This is a genomic window from Variovorax sp. J31P207, assembly GCF_030316965.1.
Taxonomy (GTDB): Bacteria; Pseudomonadota; Gammaproteobacteria; order Burkholderiales; family Burkholderiaceae_C; genus Variovorax; species Variovorax ginsengisoli_B.
Map to the genome: position 1 here is coordinate 170,680 of NZ_JASZYN010000008.1, position 21,112 is coordinate 191,791.

General features: G+C 70.5%; 16 protein-coding genes. 7 read left to right on the forward strand and 9 right to left on the reverse strand.

The window, feature by feature from the left end:
- Nucleotides 1–59: 59 nt before the first annotated feature.
- From QTI68_RS26245 to QTI68_RS26265, 5 genes are all read left to right on the forward strand, one after another.
- A complete protein-coding gene (locus tag QTI68_RS26245) occupies nucleotides 60–908 on the forward strand; it encodes an IclR family transcriptional regulator (RefSeq protein WP_286525842.1) in 849 nt (282 codons plus the stop codon).
- Nucleotides 909–945: 37 nt separating this feature from the next.
- Nucleotides 946–2,238 (forward strand): aconitase X, encoded by a 1,293-nt coding sequence (locus QTI68_RS26250; protein WP_286525843.1) that lies wholly within the window; start codon nucleotides 946–948, stop codon nucleotides 2,236–2,238.
- Complete coding sequence (locus QTI68_RS26255) at nucleotides 2,235–2,696, forward strand: aconitase X swivel domain-containing protein (RefSeq protein WP_286525845.1); 462 nt, start codon at nucleotides 2,235–2,237, stop codon at nucleotides 2,694–2,696. Before QTI68_RS26250 ends, QTI68_RS26255 begins: the two co-directional genes overlap by 4 nt.
- Complete coding sequence (gene ilvD, locus QTI68_RS26260) at nucleotides 2,693–4,393, forward strand: dihydroxy-acid dehydratase (protein ID WP_286525846.1); 1,701 nt, start codon at nucleotides 2,693–2,695, stop codon at nucleotides 4,391–4,393. The genes QTI68_RS26255 and ilvD overlap by 4 nt, the downstream gene beginning before the upstream one ends.
- 91 nt (nucleotides 4,394–4,484) lie before the next feature.
- The gene (locus QTI68_RS26265; RefSeq protein ID WP_286525848.1) at nucleotides 4,485–5,456 is read left to right on the forward strand and encodes a Bug family tripartite tricarboxylate transporter substrate binding protein; all 972 of its coding nucleotides are present in this window, start codon (nucleotides 4,485–4,487) and stop codon (nucleotides 5,454–5,456) included.
- 21 nt (nucleotides 5,457–5,477) lie between these two features.
- Here QTI68_RS26265 and QTI68_RS26270 read toward each other — a convergent pair whose 3' ends face one another.
- From QTI68_RS26270 to QTI68_RS26280, 3 genes are all read right to left on the reverse strand, one after another.
- Complete coding sequence (locus QTI68_RS26270) at nucleotides 5,478–5,954, reverse strand: MarR family winged helix-turn-helix transcriptional regulator (RefSeq protein WP_286525849.1); 477 nt, start codon at nucleotides 5,952–5,954, stop codon at nucleotides 5,478–5,480.
- Between the two features lie 70 nt (nucleotides 5,955–6,024).
- Entirely contained in the window at nucleotides 6,025–6,990 is a 966-nt protein-coding gene (locus QTI68_RS26275; protein ID WP_286525851.1) for a PDR/VanB family oxidoreductase, read from the reverse strand.
- Between the two features lie 3 nt (nucleotides 6,991–6,993).
- Nucleotides 6,994–8,046: an aromatic ring-hydroxylating dioxygenase subunit alpha gene (locus QTI68_RS26280; RefSeq protein WP_286525852.1), complete on the reverse strand. Its 1,053-nt coding sequence runs from the start codon at nucleotides 8,044–8,046 to the stop codon at nucleotides 6,994–6,996.
- Between the two features lie 313 nt (nucleotides 8,047–8,359).
- Between QTI68_RS26280 and QTI68_RS26285 the strand changes: the two genes are divergently transcribed.
- A complete protein-coding gene (locus tag QTI68_RS26285; RefSeq protein ID WP_286525855.1) occupies nucleotides 8,360–9,259 on the forward strand; it encodes a caspase family protein in 900 nt (299 codons plus the stop codon).
- Nucleotides 9,260–9,338: 79 nt separating this feature from the next.
- Nucleotides 9,339–10,523 carry an amylo-alpha-1,6-glucosidase gene (locus QTI68_RS26290; protein WP_286525857.1) on the forward strand — a complete coding sequence of 395 codons (1,185 nt, stop codon included), beginning with the start codon at nucleotides 9,339–9,341 and terminating at the stop codon, nucleotides 10,521–10,523.
- Nucleotide 10,524: 1 nt separating this feature from the next.
- On the opposite strand, the gene QTI68_RS26295 is transcribed toward QTI68_RS26290, so the two are convergent.
- The 6 genes from QTI68_RS26295 to QTI68_RS26320 form a co-directional block, all read right to left on the reverse strand.
- Nucleotides 10,525–10,914, reverse strand: coding sequence for a hypothetical protein (locus tag QTI68_RS26295; protein ID WP_286525859.1), 390 nt, complete (start codon nucleotides 10,912–10,914; stop codon nucleotides 10,525–10,527).
- Nucleotides 10,915–10,962: 48 nt separating this feature from the next.
- On the reverse strand, nucleotides 10,963–11,241 hold the full coding sequence (locus QTI68_RS26300) for a hypothetical protein (protein ID WP_286525861.1): 279 nt from the start codon (nucleotides 11,239–11,241) through the stop codon (nucleotides 10,963–10,965).
- A 102-nt stretch (nucleotides 11,242–11,343) separates the two neighbouring features.
- Nucleotides 11,344–16,371 (reverse strand): malto-oligosyltrehalose synthase, encoded by a 5,028-nt coding sequence (gene treY, locus QTI68_RS26305; protein WP_286525863.1) that lies wholly within the window; start codon nucleotides 16,369–16,371, stop codon nucleotides 11,344–11,346.
- Nucleotides 16,364–18,217: a malto-oligosyltrehalose trehalohydrolase gene (treZ, locus tag QTI68_RS26310; protein WP_286525864.1), complete on the reverse strand. Its 1,854-nt coding sequence runs from the start codon at nucleotides 18,215–18,217 to the stop codon at nucleotides 16,364–16,366. The genes treY and treZ overlap by 8 nt, the downstream gene beginning before the upstream one ends.
- The gene (gene glgX, locus QTI68_RS26315) at nucleotides 18,214–20,349 is read right to left on the reverse strand and encodes a glycogen debranching protein GlgX (RefSeq protein ID WP_286525866.1); all 2,136 of its coding nucleotides are present in this window, start codon (nucleotides 20,347–20,349) and stop codon (nucleotides 18,214–18,216) included. The genes treZ and glgX overlap by 4 nt, the downstream gene beginning before the upstream one ends.
- Nucleotides 20,346–21,110, reverse strand: a complete 765-nt coding sequence (locus QTI68_RS26320; RefSeq protein ID WP_286525867.1) for a mechanosensitive ion channel family protein — start codon at nucleotides 21,108–21,110, stop codon at nucleotides 20,346–20,348. The genes glgX and QTI68_RS26320 overlap by 4 nt, the downstream gene beginning before the upstream one ends.
- Between the last annotated feature and the right edge of the window lie 2 nt (nucleotides 21,111–21,112).

Consider the following 21,112-nt stretch of genomic DNA (forward strand, 5'->3'; position numbering starts at 1 on the left):
CGACGCCCGGACCCTCGCCGGCAGGCTCTACATTGGCGGATCTCCCAAAGGACTTCCGCATGGCCGCCGAACACAACCCGCTCCCCGTTCCCTCCGCCGACACCACCGATGCGCGCGTGGACCGTTCCGACACCGTGAGCGCGCTCGAGCGCGGCATCTCGGTGCTGCGCAGCTTCTCCGAAGACCGACCGCTGCTGAGCCCCGCCGAACTCGCGCGCATCACCGGCATCCCGAGGCCGACGGTCAACCGCCTGGTCTCGACGCTGGTGGCGATGGGCATGCTCAAGGCATCGCCGGCCGGCGACCGCCTGGCGCTCGGCCCGGGCGTGGTGTCGCTGTCGCGCGTCTTCCTCGGCAGCCTCGACGTCCGCGCCGTTGCGCGGCCGGTGATGCAGGCGCTGGCGGAGGAAAGCGGCGCCTCGGTCTATCTGGCGGTGCGCGACGGGATGGAGATGGTGCTGATCGAGGCCTGCCGGCCGCGCTCGACCATGCTGTCGGCCCGCCTCGATGTCGGATCGCGTGCGCCGCTGCCGAACTCGGCGCTGGGCCGCGCCTACCTGTCGGCGCTCGACGACGCCACGCGCGCGCAGCTGTTCGATTCGATGCGCCTCATGCGCGGCCCCGAGTGGGACAGCCTGGCGCCGGCCATGCTGCGCGCGATCGACGAGGCCCAGCGCCTCGGCTATTGCCTGTCGCTCGGCGAATTCCATCGCGAGATCAACTCGGTGTCGGTGCCGCTGGTCGGGCCGGGCAACGAGATCATGGCCTTGAACGGCGGCGGCGCGGGCTTCGTGTTTCCCGAGGAGCGGCTGCGCGACGAACTCGCGCCGCGGCTGCGCGCGGTGGCCGGGCGCATCGCGAGCGAGATCGGCGGCCATGTGCCGGGCCCGCGCCTGCAAGAGCGCTGACCTTTTTTCTTCGAACCCTCCAGCGAGACAACAGGCGATGTACCTGACCGACGACGAGAAAGCGATGCGAGACGGCAGCGGTGGCGCCGCGGTGCAGAAGGCGATGGACCTTCTGGTGCGCTATGGCGAGGCACTGGGCGCCGAGCGGCTCGTGGAGACGCGCAACGTCTGCGCCACCATCACGTCGACGACGCCGTTCCAACGCGATTTCGCGTTGAAGCAGGGGGGCATGGACGCGGTGTTTTCAGAGTTCAGCCTGGACAGCCAGGAGGTGGTGCCGATCCCGAAGTTCAAGGTCTTCACGAGCCACCTGCAGCTCGGCTTCGATCCGGGGCAGCCCGAGCGCATGGGCGTGAGCGAGGACATCGTGCGCTTCTACGAGAAGAGCGAGCGCCACGCGGCCGGACTCGGCGCCCAGATCATGAACACCTGCACGCCCTACCAGGTCGGCAACATCCCGACCCGCGGCGAACACTGCGCCTGGATGGAGTCGTCGGCGGTGATCTACTGCAACTCGGTGCTCGGCGCGCGCACCAATGCCGAAGGCCGGGAGAGCACCGGCGCCGCGATGCTCACCGGCCGCATCCCCTACTGGGGCTACCACCTCGACGCGCACCGGCTCGGGACCCACGTCGTCGAGCTCGACATCGAGATCGAGTCGGTGCAGGACTGGGGCCTGCTCGGCTACTTCATCGGCGAGCAGGTGCAGGACCGGGTGCCGGTGGTCCACAGCCGGCGCGGCATCGGCCGGGTGCCGAACCTGCCGCGGCTCAAGCACTTCGGCGCCGCGGCCTCGTCGTCGGGCGGCGTCGAGATGTACCACGTGGTCGGCGTGACGCCCGAAGCGCTCAGCCTGGAGCAGGCCCTGGGCGGCCGCAAGCCGGCACAGGTGCTGCGCTATGGCGAGGCCGAGCGCCGCGCCACCTACGAGACCATCAACGCCACCGCCCGCAGCGCGGACATCCAGTACGTGATGCTCGGCTGCCCGCACTACACGATCGAGCAGATCTGGGAGGCGGCGCAACTGATCGAGGGGCGCAAGGTGCATCCCGGTTGCGAACTGTGGATATTCACGCCGCGCGCCATCAAGTCGCTGGCCGATCGCAACGGCTACACCAAGATCATCGAGGACGCGGGAGGCATCCTCATGACCGACAGCTGCTCGGCCATGAGCCGCGCGGTGCCGAAGGGCACGCAGACCGTGGCCCTGGATTCGGCCAAGCAGGCGCACTACCTGCCCGCCATCCTCGGCGTGCAGGCCTGGTTCGGCAGCACGGCCGAATGCATCGATGCGGCCTGTACGGGGCGCTGGAACGGGAGCCTGGCATGAGCGGACAGACACTGGGCGCACAGACCCTGGTGATCCGGGGACGCAAGGTGGTCGGCGGCGTCGCCGAGGGCGAGGCGATGGTCACGCGGGACCAGATCTCGGGCTGGGGCGGCATCGATCCGCGCACCGGCACGGTCGTCGAGACGCGCCACTCGCTGCGCGGCCAGAGCTTCGCGGGCAAGGTGCTGGTGTTCCCGGGGGCCAAGGGGTCGTCGGGCTGGTCCGCGATGTTCCACGTCGCGCGGCTCATGAACACGGTGCCGGCGGCCTTCCTGTTCAACGAGATGACCACCAAGGTGGCGCTCGGCACCGTGGTCTCGCATTCGCCGTCGATGACCGACTTCGACCGCGACCCGCTCGAATGCATCGAGACCGGCGACTGGGTGCGGGTCGATGCCGACCGCGGCATCGTCGAAGTCACGAAGAAGAACAAGCACAACCCGGAGGCCGCACCATGACACGTCCGCTGCGCAGCAATTTCCCGCGCGGTTCCTACCTCTGGTCGGTGCGCAATGCCCATTGGCGCGCGCTCGGCATCCCCGAGGAAGACTGCGAGAAGCCCAAGATCGCGGTCGTCAACAGTTCCTCGGAGCTCGCCGCCTGCTTCAGCCATCTGGACCAGGTCGCGGTGCAGGTCAAGGACGCGATCCGCGCCGCCGGCGGGGTTCCGTTCGAGATCCGCACCGCCGCGCCGAGCGACTTCATCACCGGCGCCGGAGCGCGCGGCGCCTACATGCTGGCGGCGCGGGACCTCGTGACCAACGACATCGAGGTCGCGGTCGAGGGCGCGCAGCTCGACGGCATGGTCTGCCTCACGTCTTGCGACAAGACGGTGCCCGGGCAGTTGATGGCGGCGGCGCGGCTCAACGTTCCGACCCTGCTGGTGCCTTGCGGCTACCAGCCCAGCGGCGAGTTCAGGGGGCGCCACATGGACATCGAGGAGGTCTTCATCGGCGCGATGCATGCCGTCACCGGCACGCTGCCGGTCGGCGAGCTGATCGAGATGAGCCGCGAGGCGATCCGCGGCCCCGGCGTGTGCTCCGGCCTGGGAACCGCCAACACGATGCACGTCGTCTGCGAAGCGCTCGGCCTGGCGCTGCCGGGCAGCGCGCCGGTCGCGGCCATGAGCCCGAAGATGATGGCCGATGCGCGTGCGGCCGGGGCCCGCATCGTGCAGATGGTGCGGGACGACCTGAAGCCGCGCGACATCCTCACGCCTGGCGCGTTCGCGAACGCCGTGCGCGCGGTGCTCGCGATCGGCGGCTCGCTCAACGCGGCCAAGCACCTCCAGGCCGTGGCCACCGAAGGCGAATGCGGCGTCGACGTGTATGGCCTGTTCGAGCGGCTCGGGCCCGAGACGCCGGTGCTCGCCGGCGTGCGCCCGATCGGCGGGCACAGCATCGAGGAATTCGAGGCGGCCGGCGGCTGCCGGGCGCTGATGAAGCAGCTCGAACCGCTGCTCGACACCGGCGCGCGCACGGTCAGCGGCGACTCGGTCGCAGGCAACCTGCGGGGCATCGAGGTGGCGGATGCGGAAGTCATCCGGCCGATCGCCCGACCGGTCGCGCCGCGGCCCGCGATCATCCTGCTGCGCGGCAACCTGGCGCCCGAATCGGGCCTGATCAAGACCGGCATCGTCGAGCGGAAGGTGCGCCGCTTCAGCGGTCCGGCGTTGTGCTTCTGGAGTTCCGACGAAGCGATTGCGGCGCTGAAGCAAGGTCGCATCCGTGCCGGCCAGGTGGTGGTCATGCGCGGTGCCGGAGCCTGCGGCGGTCCTGCGATGGGCGGTGGCGCCTCGCGCGTCGTCTTCGCGATCGACGGCGCAGGCCTCGGCGACGAGGTCGCGCTGTTGACCGACGGCCATCTCTCCGGCCTGGTGTGCAAGGGCCTGGTGGTTGCCGAAGTCTCGCCCGAGGCCGCGCTCGGCGGACCGTTGGGACTGCTCGAGGACGGCGATATCGTGACCATCGATCTCGACGCCCGCCGTCTCGACGTCGCCCTCGACGAGGCCCAGCTGCAGGCCCGCCGCGCGGACTGGCGCGCGCCGCCGCTGGCGCATCACACCGGCTGGCTGCAGCAGTACCGGCGCAACGTCGGTCCACTGTCGCAGGGCGCGGTGCTGGTACAGGCGCAGGAACCCGTGCCGCCCGGCTAGGCCCTTTGCGGAGAGCCGTCCGGCTCTCCCGTTCCGCGACCCATCGGCCCGACTCGGCGGCGCCAGGTTTGTCAATCGCAAGGAGACAGAGATGCAACGCAGGACGATCCTCCGGTGGGCTGCGCCCATCGCCGCAGCGCTGGCGCTGCCCCACGGCGCGAGCTGGGGCGCGGAAGCCTATCCCGAGAAGCCGGTCCGGTTGATCGTCGGCTTCGCGTCCGGTGGGGGCGCCGACACCATCACGCGGATCATGGCCGAGGGCCTGTCGCGGCAGCTGGGCCAGCAGGTGGTGGTGGAGAACCGGCCGGGTGCCGATGGCGTGCTGGCGGCGCAAGCCGTGAGCGGCGCACGGCCCGATGGCTACACGCTGCTGATGGGCACCAACACCGCGATGGTGGCGGCGCCGACCTTGCGGCCGAATCCGCCCTACGACCCCTTCAAGGCCTTTGCGCCGATCAGCAGCGCAGGCCAGTTCTCGATGTTCCTCGTGGTGCCGGCTTCATTGCCGGTGAAGAGCGTCGGCGATCTGCTGGACATGGTCGCGGCCCGGCCCGGCGCCTACAACTCGGCGTCCAGCAACAGCGCTTCGGAGCTCGCGATGCTGCAGCTGCTCGGCGGGCGCAAGGTCGTGAACGCACGCTACAAGGGCGACATGCAGGCGATGACCGATCTGCTGGGCGGGCAGGTGCAGATGATGTTCACCACCGGAACACTGGCGCCCGCCTTCGTGCGCGACGGCCGCATCCGAGCGCTCGTCACGCTGCAGCCGCAGCGCAGTGCGCTGCTGCCCGACGTGCCGAGCGCGGGCGAGCTCGGACTCGGCAAGCTGACCATCACGCCCTGGGCCGGTTTCTTCGGACCGCCCGGGCTGCCGGCCGGGATCACCGAGAAGCTGTCGGCCGCGCTGCAGCAGACGCTGAAGGACCCCGCGGTGCACGAGCGGCTGACGCAGCAGGGCTTCGAAGGCTATGGCATGAGCCCGGCGAAGTTCGCCGAGTTCTTCCGCGCGCAGCACGACGCTTTCGTCTCGACGGTGCGCGAGCACGGCGTCAGCTTCGAATAGGGCGCGTTCGCCCTGCGGCGGTCAGGGCCGGCGCTTGCGCAGCGGCGCCCGGCTGCGTTCGTTGTTGAGGCTGACGAACTTTCGCAGCAGGCGCAGCAGCTCGCTGCTTTCGTTCTCGGTCAGGCCTTCGAGCAGGGTGTCCTGCAGTGTCTGGATCGGCACCGAGAGATCCTGGATCAGGCTGCGGCCGTCGTCTGTCAGGTGCAGGCTGCGCTGTCCCCTTGCGCCCACGTCGCGGGTGATCAGTCCCTTGGCCTCGAGTCGGGCGGCGATGTCGGCGCAGGACGAGGTGTCGATCGCGACCTCTTGCGCCACGGTCAGCTGGTCGAGCCCGGGCCGCTGGCCCAGCAGCATCAGCATGGCGTACTGGATCGGCGTCACCTCTCGGCCGACGACGTCCAGGAAGACCGACACGGAGATCTGGTGCGCCCGCCGTATGAGGTGGCCGGGCTGCTGGTCGAGGTCGATGAAGGCGTGAGCGTCGGTGGGGGTCGACATGGGCGAAGGAGAGGGAAGAGAGGGCGCCGCCGCTGGCGAGCGGCGCCCGATTGTCCCACCAACCCGCGCGCTAGATATCGAGCACCAGCACCGGCGAGCGCGAGCGCGAGCAGCAGGGCGTGAACTGGTCGTTCGCGGCCTGCTCTTCGGGCGTCAGGTACAGGTCCTTGTGCTCGGGTTCGCCATCGAGCACGCGCGTGAGGCAGGTGCCGCACACGCCCTGTTCGCAGGAGACCTGGATCTCGACCCCGGCTTGTGAAAGCGCCTGGACGACGGTGCGGTCCGCCGGCACGTGGATCACGCGGCCCGAACTCGCGAGCTTGACGTCGAATGCGCCGTCGGTCGCGGACGGCGCGACCTCGGCCCCGAAGAACTCGAAGTGCAGCCTCGATTCGGTCCAGCCCGCGCCGCGCGCACGTGCGAGCACCCAGTCGATGAAGCCCTTCGGTCCGCAGACGTAGAGATGGGTGTCGGCCGGCGCGGCCGCGAGCGTGCGGTCGATGTCGAGCTTCTGCGCGTCGAGGCCGTCGTCGAAATGGAAGCGGACCTGCCCGGCGAACGCGGCCGCGGCGATGCGGTGGCGGAACGCCGCGCGCTCGGGCGAGCGGGTGCAGTAGTGCATGTCGAACGACCGGCCCGCCGCGGCCAGCTTGTCCGCCATGCTCAGCAGCGGCGTGATGCCGATGCCGCCGGCCAGCAGCAGGCTGTGCGGCGCCTCTTCGTCGAGCGCGAAGTGATTCCGCGGCACCGCGATGCGGAGCAGGTCGCCCTCGTTGACCTGCTCGTGCATGGCGCGGGATCCGCCGCGCGAGGCCGGATCGCGCAGCACGCCGATCAGGTAGCGATGGGTCTCGCTGGCGTCGTTGCACAGCGAATACTGGCGCGTGATGCCGGTCGGCAGGCGGACGTCGATGTGCGAGCCCGCCGAGAACGCCGGCAGGGCGCTGCCGTCGGGCTGCACCAGTTCGAAGGCGCAGATGTCGAGCGCCTCGGCGGTCTTGCGCGCCACGCGCACGTCCAGTTCGATGGCTTGCATGGCTCAGGCGCCGGCAGCGGCGCTGCTTGCCGGTTCTTCCTGCGCGATGAGCCGCTCGATCACGCGCCGCGACTGCACGCCGCCGGCGTCGATGTTGAGCTTGAGCAATGAGCGGGCCGGGTGCGCCAGCAGGTTGCGCTGCTGCCGCTCCAGCATCTCGAGGTCTTCGCCGAAGATCTTGCCCTGACCTTCGCGGATCGTGGCGGTGAGCTCGGCATCCCCGGGCTTGAAGTTGCGCGCCATGCCCCAGAAGTACCAGATCGAGGTGTCGGTCTCGGGCGTGATGAAGTCGACCACGATGCTCGATACCTTGTGTGCCGGATCGGCCTCGTAGCCGCCCTTGCCGGCATGCGCCACGCCGACCTCGATCATCACGTGGCTCGGCGGCGTGAAGCGGCAGATCTGCCAGCGGTCGACCGGCACGTCGTCGGCCAGGCCGTTGCCGCGCAGGGCCATGCGCCAGAAAGGCGGCGCCGACACCTTCTCCATGAAGCGGCTCGTGATGACCTCGTCCCCCTCGACGCGGGTCTGGGTCGGTGTCTCGTCGATCTCCTTCTGGCCGATGCTCGATGCATGGACGTAGGTCTCGTGCGTGAGGTCCATCAGGTTGTCGATCATCAGGCGGTAGTCGCACTGGATGTGGTACAGGCCGCCGCCATAGGCCCAGTCGGGGCTTTCGGCCCATTCGAGGTGGTGCAGCTTGGAGGCATCCGCCTCGCTGGCCTGGCCCGGCCAGATCCAGACGAAGCCGTAGCGCTCGATCAGCGGAAACTTCCTGATCGGTGGGAAGCCGCGCACGCGCTGGCCCGGCATCGCGACCGTCTTGCCGTCGCAGCCCATTTCGAGCCCGTGGTAGCCGCAGACCAGCTTGCCGTCGACGACGCGGCCGAGCGACAGCGGGGCGCCTCGGTGCGGGCAGAAGTCCTCGAGCGCGACTGCGCTTCCGGCGCTGTCGCGGTAGATCACCAGGCGCTCGTTGCAGATCGTTCGACCGAGCGGCGCATCGGTCACTTCGTCGCTCGAACAGGCGACGTACCAGGCATTTTTCGGGAACATCGTGGGTACTCCTTCAAGGTATCGAATCGGGGGAGGCGGGGCCTCGCCCTCGGCGAGACCGGCACCTGTGTCGCGCTTCATCGTCTTCGCTTCGATCGCCTCTGGTTTGTCGATCAGTATACTGATTGTGAATCAAGCGAAGGCATCGGGGATCAGGGTTTTCCCTTTGAGGAAGAGCGCTTCGGGGAGGGGCAGGGCGCAGAATTCGACGCGGCTCGCACTTCCTCCGCCCGCGAATCGCGCCTATCATCGCGACCCCGGCGGCCGCTCGGCTGCCCTCGATCTCCATCGAGCACGCAAGAAGGGGGACACCATGGCCGCCAAGAAACCCAAGCCGGGCAACGCTGCCACCGCGCTGTCGCTGCACATCGGGCTCAATGCCGTGAGCGCGGCCGCCTACGAGGGCTGGGATGGCCCCCTGGCGGCATGCGAATTCGATGCCTCGGACATGGCGGCGATCGCCAAGGCCAAAGGCATGACGTCCACCGTGCTGCTGACCAAGAAGGCCACGCGAGCGAATGTCCTCGCGGCGATCCGCGGCGCGGCCAAGGCGCTCAGGTCCGGCGACCTGTTCTTCATGAGCTACTCCGGCCATGGCGGCCAGGTCCCGGACATCGACCATGACGAGAAAGACCGCAAGGACGAGACCTGGTGCCTGTTCGACGGACAGCTGATCGACGACGAGCTCTACTTCGAGCTCAGCAAGTTCGGCGCCGGCGTCCGGATCCTGGTGCTTTCCGACAGTTGCCACAGCGGCACCGTGACGCGCGACCGGCCGCCGATACCGCCGCCCGGAACGCGGGCGCGCCTGATGCCCGCCGGCGTGGCGATGCGCGTCTACGAGGCGCACAAGGCCTTCTACGACAAGCTCCAGAACGACGTGGCGAAGGCGGCCGGCGGCCAGGTGACCGACCCCGACGCGGCCTTGTCCCAGGTGGGCACGGCCGGCCAGGCGTCGACCGTGATCGGCGCGTTCAAGCCCTCGGTGATCCTGATTTCCGGCTGCCAGGACAACCAGGTCTCGCTGGACGGCGACCACAACGGCGCCTTCACCGAGCAGCTCCTGAAGATCTGGAACCACGGGGCCTTCCAAGGCACCTACGGCAGCTTCCATGCCCGCATCCGGGCCGGCATGCCCGCCAGCCAGTCCCCCAACCTCTTCGTGCTGGGCCCGGCGGCCGCCTTCCTCAAGCAGGCACCCTTCGCGACCTGAGCGACAACTCCGGGCACCGGCTCGCGCCTGCCGCGAGAATGCGTGCTGCCGCCGCTGGTTGGCGGCGAATCACGAACGCATGACCTACCCCGATGCCTCCACGCTCGCGCAGATCGATGCCTGCGCCGAAGCCTCGCTCGACCTCCTGCAGCGCAACCTGACGCCGCACGGCATCCTCGCGGCCAGCCGCACCGAGGCGGCGGTGGCCCGGCGCTACACGCGGATCTTCGGACGCGATGCCGCCATCTGCGTGATGGCGATGTGCGGCAGCGGCGTGCCGGCGCTGGAGCAGGGCGCGGTGGCCAGCCTCGACGCGCTGGCGGCGCAGCAGGCCGGCAACGGCCAGATTCCCAAGTACGTCGATCCCGAAGGCCGCGACGCCGACTTCTGGTACCTGGGGTGCATCGACGCCACCCTGTGGTGGCTGATCGCGGTGGACCATGTGCGGCGCCACGGCCAGGTCGGCGCCTCGCACTGGCAGCCGGAGGTGGATCGCGCGCTCGGCTGGCTGCTGGCGCAGGAGCACCAGCACTTCCGGCTGCTGCAGCAGAACGAGGCCAGCGACTGGGCCGACATCATGCCGCGCTCCGGCTATGTGCTGTACACCAACGCCCTGTGGTACGAGGTCAAGCGCCGCTTTGCGCTCGACCATGCCGAGGCCACGCTGCATCACTTCAACCACCTGTTCAATCCGTTCCAGCGCGACCTGCCCGAGTACCACCGGGCGCGCCTGCTGCGGCACTATGCGCGTCGTGGCCGGCGCGATCCCGGCCTCTACCTCAGCTTCGTGAATCTCGCGGTCGTCGGCGACGAGGGCGACGTGTTCGGCAACGTGCTCGCGATCCAGAGCGGGTTGGCCGACGCCTCGATGGCGCGCCGCATCGTGGACACCATCGCCGCCGCCGGCGCCGACGATCCCTATCCGGTGCGCGTGGTGCTGCATCCGTTGTCGCGCCAGCATGAGCTCTGGCGGCCCTACATGGCGCGCCATCAGCAGAACATGGTCCACCAGTACCACAACGGCGGCATCTGGCCCTTCGTGGGCGGCTTTTGGGTCATGGCGCTGGCCGGCCTGGGGCTGGAAGCGCAAGCCTGGTCCGATCTGGCCCGGCTGGCGCAGGTGAACGCGCTCGACGACTGGCGCTTCACCGAGTGGTTCCACGGCCGGACGCTGGCGCCCATGGGCATGGCCGGCCAGAGCTGGAACGCGGCCACCTTCCTGCTCGCCCGGCGCGCCCTGGCGGGCGGCGCGGCGGCCTGGTGAGTCAGCCTGGCGCTTCGCCCGTTGTCATCTGGGCCTCGATCTGGGCGAGCTCCAGCTGCTCGAAGTCGTGGGAGATCCATTCGAACAGGCGGGACGGCGGCATGCGGTCGAGTGGGTCCTGGTCGCTCCAGCCCTGCAGCCGCCGCGGCGCGCTTTCGAGCAGCAGGCGGAGGAACCGGGCACGGGCCAGCATGACCTCGGAGCGCTCCTTGTCGGCCAGCCCGGCGAACAGTCTCAGCGCCAGGCGTTCCCGGGCCAAGATGCGCGCAGGCACCTCCAGCTCCTTCGGTCGGCCGCCGGCAACGCCCGACAGCTGGCTGCAGCTGAAACGGATCCTGGCTTGCGACAGCTGCTGGAGCAGCTGCAGCAATTGCAGCGCGGTGGGCGTCATGGCGCCGATTTCAGTTCCGGCCTGCCGGGGCGCCCGTAGGACTCGGCCTCAGTGACAGACGCCGACGTCCGACGTCTCGAAGTCGGCCGTCTCCAGCCGCACCGGCCGGCCCTGGGTCTCGCGGTGGCGCGCCAGGGCCAGCGCGTTGATCACGTCGGCGTTCATCAAGTAGGCGTCGACCAGGCTGTCGCCGCCGCCGCAGGCGCCGAACAGGTCTCGCAGCGGGTCTTCGGCGATCTCGACGATGCAGCGCTCGCCGTCCGGGCCCTCGGGATGGATGGCGAAGCGAACGCTCGCCGTGTCGAAACAGTAGATGGCTTGGGTCATGTGCCTTGTCTCCGCGTCGGTGCGTGAGAGCACCCTGGAAGGTTTATCCGATCGATAGCGATGCGGGAGCGGCACCGCACGCATTGCAATGTAGGGCGGCGCCTACAGTGGCTGCACCAGCGTCAACAGAGCGCCGGGAAAGGACTGCAGCACGCTGGCCAGCGAGAGCTGCGGGCCGCCCGCCGGATGCCGCAGGCCCGTCACTTCGTCGTCCATCGCGACGGATCCGAGGCCGGCGGGCAGCTGTACGCAGGTGTCGCCCCAACCTGCGTCGCCGAGCCGCGCGAACAGGCGCACCACGATCACCACCAGCGCCCGGTCGTCGTGGCGGCGGGCAAAGGCGATGACGTGGCCGGCGCGTTCGCCGCGCACCTCGAGCGGTTCGTAGCTGCCATGCCGGAACAGCGCGGGCCAGCGCTGGCGCAAGGCGAGCAGCCGCCAGGTCAGCCACAGCTTCGCCCGGCCGTCGGACGGCGTGGCCGCGAATCCGCTGACGGCCTGCGCGAGCGCGCTGCCGGAGGCGGCGGCCGCCAGTGCCTGCATGGCTTCCAGGAGGCGCTCGCGCTCGCCGTAGTCCACCGGCCGACGGTTGTCCGGATCGACCAGGCTGCGATCGATGAGTTCGCAGCCCTGGTACAGGTCGGGCACCCCGGGCGAGCTGTACTTGAGCAGCGTGAGGCTGACGCCGTTGAGCGCACCGAAGCGGTCCAGCGTGCCCACCACGCGTCCCAGGTCGGCCAGGAACGCATTGTCGGGCCAAGGCGCCAGCACACCGCGCACGAAGCGTTCCAGCGCCTCTTCGTAGGCGGCATCAGGCCGGGTCCAGCTGGTGCCCGTCTTGCCTTCCCGGGCAGCCTTGTGCATGTAGCGCACGATGCGGTCCGCATAGCCGTCCTGTGCCTCGGTGTCGGGGGGCGCCACCGGCATCGTGCCCAACAGCGTCTGGTAGAGCAGGTACTCGTGCACGGCCAGGACCGGGCCGCACAGCGGCGCATTGAAGCGCGACCAGCGCCGCAGCGCCAGCCGCCACAGGCCGGGCATCTCGGACAGCACGTCGATGCGCAGCCGCACGTCCTCGGCACGCTTGTTGTCGTGGGTCGAGGTGGCCAGCATGGTCTGAGGCCAGCGCCGCTGGCGATCGCTGCCGGCTTCGTGGAAGGCCGCCACCGAAACGCCGAGCCGGTCGGGCTCGCCGCCGACCTCGTTGGCCGAGGCGAGCGGAAAGTAGCGGTAGAACGCCGTGTCCTCGACCCCCTTGGCCGCCACCGGCGCGCTGAACTGCTGGAAGCGGCGGGCGAAGCGCAGCGCCTGCCGCCGCGCCGCGCGGCCCGGCGCAGGGGCCCGGCCCAGCAGGGCTTCGCGCACGAACTCGAACACCGAGGGGTCGGGCAGCGCGAGGCGTTCGCGGGCCGCGGCGATCGCCTGGTCGATGAAATGCCGATCCTGCTCGCTGACCTGCTCGTCGTTGTAGGTGCGATAGACCGTGAGGCTCGCCGCCACGGTCGCCAGCACCTCGCGCAGCGTGTTGAGCGTGTGGTCGCGGGTGCTGCGATGGGCCTTGCCGATGGCCAGCAGCGCGATCGAGAGCACCTCGAGGTCGGAGGCCAGCGTCACGCCGGCCACCTCGCGCTTCGCCTGGTAGACGATCTCCTCGAACGGTGCGCACTGCCCGGTGAAATTGCGCCAGATCCGCTTCAGCCGGTCGGCGGCGCGCTCGTCCACCAGCACCGCGTTGGCCAGGTTGGCGAAGCGGTAGCCGGTGGTGCCGTGGACCGCCCACGACTCCGGCACCTCCTCGTTCGGCGCCGCGATCTTCTCGGCCACCACGTAGAGCGGCCGGTCGGGGCGGCCGTCGGCATCGACGCCGCGCGATGGCAGGCCGGCGCGGGCGACGAAGCCGTCCTGCAGCCGCTCGAAATAGCGCGCCGGGTCCTGCAGCCCGTCGGGATGGTCGATGCGCAGGCCGTCGACCCAGCCGCGAGCGGCCAGGTCGAGCGCCATCGCGTGCGTCGCCTCGAAGACCGAACGGCGCTCGTTGCGCAGCGCCGCGAGCTCGTTGACGTCGAAGAAGCGCCGGTAGTTGATCTCGTCGGCCGCCGCCCGCCAGTGGGCCAGCCGCCAGGCCTGCGCCTCCAGCAGCCGATGCAGGCGGTCGCGTTGCTGCGGTCCGTTGAGCGCCTCGACCACGGCCGAGATCGCCTGCGCCACCGCGGGTCGGGCGGCCGCGAGCAGCGCCAGCTGGGCCTTGAGCAGCTGGCTGTCGCGCGCGCGCTCGGCCACGGCCTTGGGCTTCGTGCGGTGCATGCCGGGCAGATGGCGCAGCGCGGTGGCGATGCCGGCCAGCGGGGCGCTGGCGTCGCCCGCGCCGAGATGGGCGCAGGCGCGCTCGAGCACGGCGGCGGTGCTTTCCGGGGCCAGCGGAAAGCGGTGCTCGAAGTAGCCGATGCCGAACTCGCCGGTCTCGGCGTCCCACAGCAGCGCCAGCTCGCCGCGCTCGAGGACCCAGCCGTAGGCGTCGCCGAGCACCGGCAGCATCACCTTGCCCGCCAGCTTCGGTGTCAGCGGCTGCCAGTCGATGTCGAAGTGGCGCGCGTAGCGCGAGGCCATGCCGTGCGCGAGCACGTCGGACCACCAGGCGTTGTCGTTGCCGAGCACCCCCATGTGGTTGGGCACCAGGTCGATCAGCTGGCCCATGTCATGGGCCTTCAGCGTCTTCGTCAGGCGCTCGAACGCGGCCAGGCCGCCGAGCTCGGGATTGATCTCGTCGTGGGCCACGACGTCGTAGCCGTGCATGCTGCCGGGGCGGGCCCGATGGATCGGCGAGCAGTAGACGTGGCTGATGCCGAGCCGCGCGAGGTAGGGCACGATGCGCGCGGCATGGTCGAAAGTGAAGCCGCTGTGCAGCTGCAGCCGGTAGGTGGCGCGCGGCACGCGGGTGCCGGTCGGCGGGCTGGCCGCTTCGCGCGGCCGGCTGCGGGCGATGGCGGCGCACAGCCGCAGCACCGGCGTCCGGGCCCACAGGTCCTTCGGACCGCCGCCGTACTTGCGCTGCCAGTTGGGATGCTGGAAGGTGGTGCCGGGCAGGTTGGCCTGCTCGATCTCGCCGAGCGCGTCCTCGAGCTGCGCCATCATCACGCACGAGGGCGCCGCCGCCAGGAAGGCATGCACGGCCGCCACGGCATCGGCATCCAGCGTGCCGGCCTCGGCCGCGGCCACGCTGTCTTGCGACAGCGCCTGCTGCTGCCGCACGGCGTCGAGCAGGCCCGCGCGATCGCGCTTGCGCTGTTCCACCTGCTGCTCGCAGGCCGCGGCGTCGGGAATCAGCCCGAGCTCGAAGCGCAGGCGCAGGTCATGGGCCGACCACCAGCCCGCGAGCGTCGGCAGGTCGTGGGTGCTGACCGCCACCACCGCTTCGCGCGGCCAGGACGCCGGCGCCCGGAAGGCACCGTCGGCCTCGCGCTCGAAGTACAGCAGCCGGTACGACTGCACGCCGCGGCTGCGCATCGCATCGCGCATGGCGTCCGGCACGGTGCCGAGGTCCTCGCCGATCACCAGGCAGCGGTGGCGCTGGCTTTCCAGGGCCAGGATGGCCATCAGTTCGTCGACCGGATAGGCCACGTAGCTGCCGTCGCGCGGCGTGCCGGCGGCCGGGATCCAGAACAGGCGCATCAGCATCATCACGTGGTCGATGCGGATCGCGCCGGCGCCGCGCATGTTGGCGCGCAGGGCCTCGATGAAGACGGCGTACCGGCCTTCGCGCAGCCGGTCCGGGCGCAGCGGCGGCAGGCCCCAGTCCTGGCCCTGGGTGTTGAAGGCGTCGGGCGGTGCGCCGACCCGCACGTCGAGCGCGAAGCTGTGGCGATGGCGCCAGGCGTCCGAGCCGCCGCGGTCGACCGAGACTGCGAGGTCGAGGTAGAGGCCGACCGTCATGCCGAGTTCGGCGCAGCGCGCCGCCGCGGCTTCGAGCTGCCGGGCGGCCTGCCATTGCAGGTAGGCCTGATAGCCGATGCGCTCGGCATGTTCGGCGGCAAAGGCGGCGACGGCGGCATGGCCCGGATCGCGATAGGCCTCGGGCCAGGCCGGCCAGCCCCAGACGCTGGCATCGGCCGCATGCAGGTGCGCCTGCAGTGCCTCGAACAGCGCGTGCTGCTGCAAGGCGACGCCACCGCGCTGCCGGAACAGCGCCAGCGCGGCGACTTCCGCATCGTCCGGCGCGCGCTCGAGGAAGCGCCGGTAGAGCAGCTCCAGCACCTCGTGCTTGGCGGTCGAGACGCCTTCGTGGTCGATCAACGGCGCCGCGCGCAGGCCGGCCAGCCGGGCCTGGAAGGCCGGCGAGCGCACGCGCCGCTGCGCCGCGGGCGAGGCCCGGAAATCCGGCACCGCCTCGACATCGATGTAGAGCGGGTTGAGCTGGGCCCGCGACGAGGGGCTGTACGGGCTCTGGTGCGCGGGGTTGTGCGCGAACAGCGCGTGCAGGGGATTCAGCCCGACCACATCCGCGCCCGCGCGGGCGGCGCCGACGACGAAGTCGGCCAGATCGCCGAAGTCGCCGAAGCCCCAGTTGCGCTCCGAGCGCAGCGAATGCAATTGCAGCGTGAAGCCCCAGGGCCGGCCGCCGCGCTCCAGCCAGGCCGGCTGGTGGCAGCGGGCGGGGGCGCAGACCAGCAGCGTATCGCCGGGCTGGTCGACGATGCGCAGGCGGTGGTAGCCCGCGGGCAGCGCCAACGCGATCGAAAGCCGGAAACGGCGGTAGCCGGCGCCCTCGATCTCGGCCTGCGCATCGACTTCGAGGGCGGCGGAGTCGACGGCGCCCTGGTGGCAGGCGCCGCTCTCGTCGTCCACCCGCCATTCGATCCGCGTGGTGGACGCCGGCAGTTGCAGCATCACGCTGAAGTGGTCGCTGCCGGCCGCGACCGATTGAACCGGCGGCAGTGCGTGCTGCCACGAGCGGCGCTCGGCGGCGGCCTCCGCGGCGGCGGGATCGACATCCGCCGGCAGGAAGCCGGCATCGCGCAGCAGTGCCGCGAGCGCCTCGGGCGCGACCCGATGCCAATGGCCAACGACGTCGTGGTAGCCGGTCGCCACGCCGTGGCGTTCGCAGAGACGCTGCAGCGCCTCCGCCTCATCCATCGCCGGGCTCCTCGAGGCTTGCACAGACGCCGCCCCTGGGCAGACGCAGCAGGCCGCCGGGGGGCGCCGCATCGTCGACCCGCAGCCGGTGGATCACGCGGCCGGGTGGCCAGGCCAGCTCGGCGTCGTCGGCGCCGAAATTGGCGACCAGGTGCAAAAGGACGCCAGGGCCGTCATCGGCGCCGAGCCGCCACGCCAGCCGCAAGGCATCGCCTTCGCAGGACCACTGGTGCGCGCGCGCGCCGCCGGCCAGGCGGGGCATCAGTTCGGCGCGCCGGACCCGCAGCAGCTCCCGCGTGATGGCCAGCGCGGCGGCGTGCGGCGGCTGCGCCGCTTGCTTCGCATCGAGGCGCGAATCGGCGAAGGTGGCGGGGTCGTTGGGATCGGGAATGCGGGCCTGCGCGGCCTCGCCGGCAAAGGCGGCGAAGCGGCCGAACTCGGCGCGCCGGCCGGCCGTGACCGCGGCCGCCAGCTCGGGTCCGAAGTCGCAGAAGAACTGGAACGGCGTGGTCGCCGCGTATTCCTCGCCCATGAACAGCATCGGCGTGTGCGGCGACAGCAGCACGCAGCTGCGGGCGGCCATCACCAGCAGCGGGTCGGCGAGGGCATCGATGCGCTCGCCCATGGCGCGGTTGCCGACCTGGTCGTGGGTCTGCAGGAACGAGACGAAGGCGCCCAGCGGCAGGTGGGTGCAGGGTTCGCCCCGGGCCTCGCCGCCGCGAAACGCGGAGGGCTGCCCGCTGTAGATGAAGCCCTGCGCCAGCGCCAGCCCGAACTGTTCGAGCGGCCGCGACGCATAGTCGGCGTAGTAGCCGTCGGTCTCGCCGGTCAGCAGCACATGCGCCGCATGGTGCAGGTCGTCGTTCCATTGGGCGGTGGCGGCCAGCGGCGCACCGTCGTCGCCGCGTTCGAGCCGATGCGCCTGGTTGAGGTCGTTCTCGAGCACCACGTGGACCTGCCGGCGGCGGCCCGGGCCCTGTCGCAGTGCGTTGCAGATCTCCTCGACGATCGGCGGCGTCGAATCGTCGCGGATGGCATGCACCGCGTCCATCCGCAGGCCGTCGAAGCCGTACTCCTCGGTCCAGTAGAGCGCGTTGTGGACGAAGAAGTCGCGCACGGTGCGGGCCCCGGCGCCATCGAAGTTGATCGCCGCGCCCCACGGCGTCTGGTGGGCCGGGTTGAAGAATTCCGGGCAGTAGGCCGGCAGGTAGTTGCCTTCGGGGCCGAGGTGGTTGTAGACCACGTCGAGCAGCACCATCAGCCCCAGCGCGTGGGCGCTCTCGACGAAGCGCTTGAGGTCGTCGGGCGTGCCGTAGCTGGCGTCCTGCGCGAAGGGCAGCACGCCGTCGTAGCCCCAGTTGCGGCGCCCCGGGAAATCGGCGAGGGGCATCAGTTCGAGCGCCGTGATGCCGAGTTCGGCGAGGCCGGTGAGCCGGTCCCGGGCCGCCGCCAGCGTGCCTTCGGGCGTGAAGGTGCCGAGGTGCAGTTCGTAGACCACGGCCTCGTGCCAGGGCCGGCCGGTCCAGTCCGCGTCGCGCCATGCGTAGGCCCCCGGGTCGACCACCTCGCTCGGGCCGTGGACGTCGTCGGGGTTCAGCCGCGAGGCCGGGTCGGGCACGCGCAGGCCGTCGGGCAGGCGGTAGCGATAGCGGTCGCCCGCCGCCGCCTGCGCCAGCCGGGCCTCGTGCCAGCCGCCTTCGGCGCGCTGCATCGCGTGGTCCTGCCAGCCGGCGCCGCGCGCTCGTTCGAGCACCACCCGCTCGATCGAGGGTGCCCAGAGCCGGAAGCGCACGCCGCCCTCCGCCAGCACCTCGGCGCCGAAGGGCATCGCGTGGCGGCGCTTCATGAGGCGGCCAGGCTGCGGCGCAGCAGCGCCAGCGACCGGCCCTGCAGCGGATAGGTGGTCTCGGCCAGCAGCAGCGACAACGCGCTCTCGCGGGCGGTATCGACCATCCGGGTCCAGCGGTCGCCCGGGCGCGTCGGCATCGTGAAGGGCACGGGGTCGTGGTAGGCGTTGAGCAGCAGCAGGAAGTCGTCGTCGCGCTGCGGCTCGCCGCGCGGGCCGACGTCGGTGATGCCGGTGCCCGAGAACAGCATGCCGAGGCAGCGCACGTGCTCGCCGTCCCAGTCGGGCGGCGTCATCTCCTGGCCGTCGGGCCGCAGCCAGACGACGTCCTTGGTCTCGCTGTCGCCCGCCGGCTGGCCGCGGAAGAAGCTGCGCCGCCGGAACGACGGGTGCTCGCGCCGAACGCGGATCAGGCGGGCGACGAAATCGCGCAGCGAGTCGGCCTCGGGCCGCGGCGTCCAGTCGAGCCAGCCGAGGGCGTTGTCCTGGCAGTAGACGTTGTTGTTGCCCTTTTGCGTGTGGCCGCGCTCGTCGCCCGCGAGCAGCATCGGCACCCCTTGCGACAGCAGCAGGGTGGCCAGGAAGTTGCGCTTCTGGCGTTCGCGCAGGGCGTTGATCTCGGGGTCGTCGGTGGGTCCCTCGGCGCCGCAGTTCCAGGACCGGTTGTTGCTGTTGCCGTCGCGGTTGTCCTCGCCGTTCGCCTCGTTGTGCTTGTCGTTGTAGGAGACCAGATCGTGCAAGGTGAAGCCGTCGTGGGCGGTGATGAAATTGATGCTCGCGTGCGGCCCCTTGCCCGACCAGCCGTACAGGTCCTGCGAGCCCGCCAGCCGGTGGGCGACGTCGCCCACCACGCCGGCGTCGCCCTTCCACCAGCCGCGCAGGCCGTCGCGGTAGCGGTCGTTCCACTCGGCCCAGCCGGGCGGGAAGTTGCCCACCTGGTAGCCGCCATGGCCCAGGTCCCAGGGTTCGGCGATCAGCTTGACCTGGTTCAGCGTCGGGTCCTGGCGGATGGCGTCGAAGAAGCCGCCGAGGTTCTCGACCTTGCCGGCCTCGCGCGCCAGCGCCGAGGCGAGGTCGAAGCGGAAGCCGTCGACATGCATTTCCTCGGCCCAGTAGCGCAGCGAGTCCATCACCAGCTGCAGCGCGCGCGGCTGCTCCAGGTTGACCGTGTTGCCGCAGCCGGTGAAGTCGTCGTAGTAGCGCGGCTGCTCGGCATTGGCGATGTAGTAGGAGGCGTTGTCGACGCCCCGCATCGACAAGGTGGGCCCGAGATGGTTGCCCTCGCAGGTGTGGTTGTAGACCACGTCGAGGATCACCTCGATGCCGGCCGAGTGCAGGGTCTTGACCAGGGTCTTGAACTCCTTCACCTTGCCCGAGGCGCTGTAGCGCACTTCGGGCGCGAAATAGCCGAGCGTGTTGTAGCCCCAGTAGTTCTGCAGGCCCTGTTCGGCCAGGTGGCGGTCGTTCAGGAAGGCATGCACCGGCAGCAGCTCGACGGTGGTCACGCCGAGGCGCTGAAGGTAGTCGATGACCGGCGCGCAGCCGAGCGCCGCGTAGGTGCCGCGCAGCGGCTCGGGCACGGCCGGGTGCTGCATGGTGAAGCCGCGCACGTGCAGTTCGTAGATCACCATGTCCTGCCACGGCACCTCGGGCCGGCGGTCGTCGCCCCAGGTGAAGGCGGTCTCGAGCACCCGGCCCTTGGGCATGAAGGCGGCGCTGTCGCGGCGGTCGTAGGACAGGTCCTGGCGCTTGCTGCCGACCGAATAGCCGTACAGCGCGTCGCCCCACCGCAGTTCGCCGACCAGGTCCTTGGCATAGGGGTCGAGCAGCAGCTTGTTCGGGTTGAAGCGATGGCCCTGCTCGGGCTTGTAGGGGCCGTGGATGCGCAGGCCATAGGCCATGCCGGGGCGTGCCTCGGGCAGGTAGCAGTGCCAGACGTCGTTGGTGCGCTCGCGCAGCACGATGCGCTGCCGCTCGTGGCGGCCCTTGTCGTCGAAGATGCAGAGCTCGGCTTTTTCGCCGTGCTTCGAGAACACCGCGAAGTTCACACCCTGGCCGTCCCAGGTGGCGCCCAGTGGGTAGGGCTTGCCGGGCCAGACGGCGGACAGCAGGGTGTGCGGGTGCTTGGTCATGGATGCGGGCGGTCGTCGTGCAAGTTCTGCGCCGGGCGGGCCGGCCATGCACTGGCGGCCGGCGTCGCGCGCGGCGCCGGGCGGTCGGGCGGGCGCTTCTTCTTGGGCCACCAGTCCTCGATCCGGTCGGCCGCCCAGTCCTTGCCGGCCAGGCCGAAGGCCAGCGCCAGCGCGAAGACCACGCCGCCGAGGATGATCAGGAAGCTCTGGCGCACGATGTCGCCGCCGATCTTGACCTGGTCGAGCGCGATCAGAACCACGAACAGCAAAATTGCGTACTGCGCCACCTTGCCCAGCAGCATGGCGTCCTGGATGCCCGCATGGCGGCCGTAGGTGGTCACGGCGTCGCCCACGAACTTGGCGAAGTAGGCGCCGAAGGCCAGCACCAGCATGGCCACGAAGACATTCGGCACGAACCACATCACGCGGCCGAGCAGGTCGGCGACGTAGCTCAGTCCCAGTCCGTTGGAGGCCACCACCAGCGAGGCCAGGATCACCATCCAGTAGGCCAGGGCGCCGAAGACCACGGTCGAGTCCGTCACCATGCCGCCCTGGCGCAGGAAGGTGTCGATGCCGGCGCGCTCGGTCAGGACGGGGAAATTGATCGCATGCAGCCCGCGGATCACCGCGAAGCGCACCACCTTCGCGATCAGCCAGCCCGCGATCACGACCAGGGTGGCGAACACCAGCCGCGGCACGAAGGCACCGATCTGGAACAGGAAGGCGCGCAGCGGCTCGAGGTAGAACGTCAGGGTGTCCATGG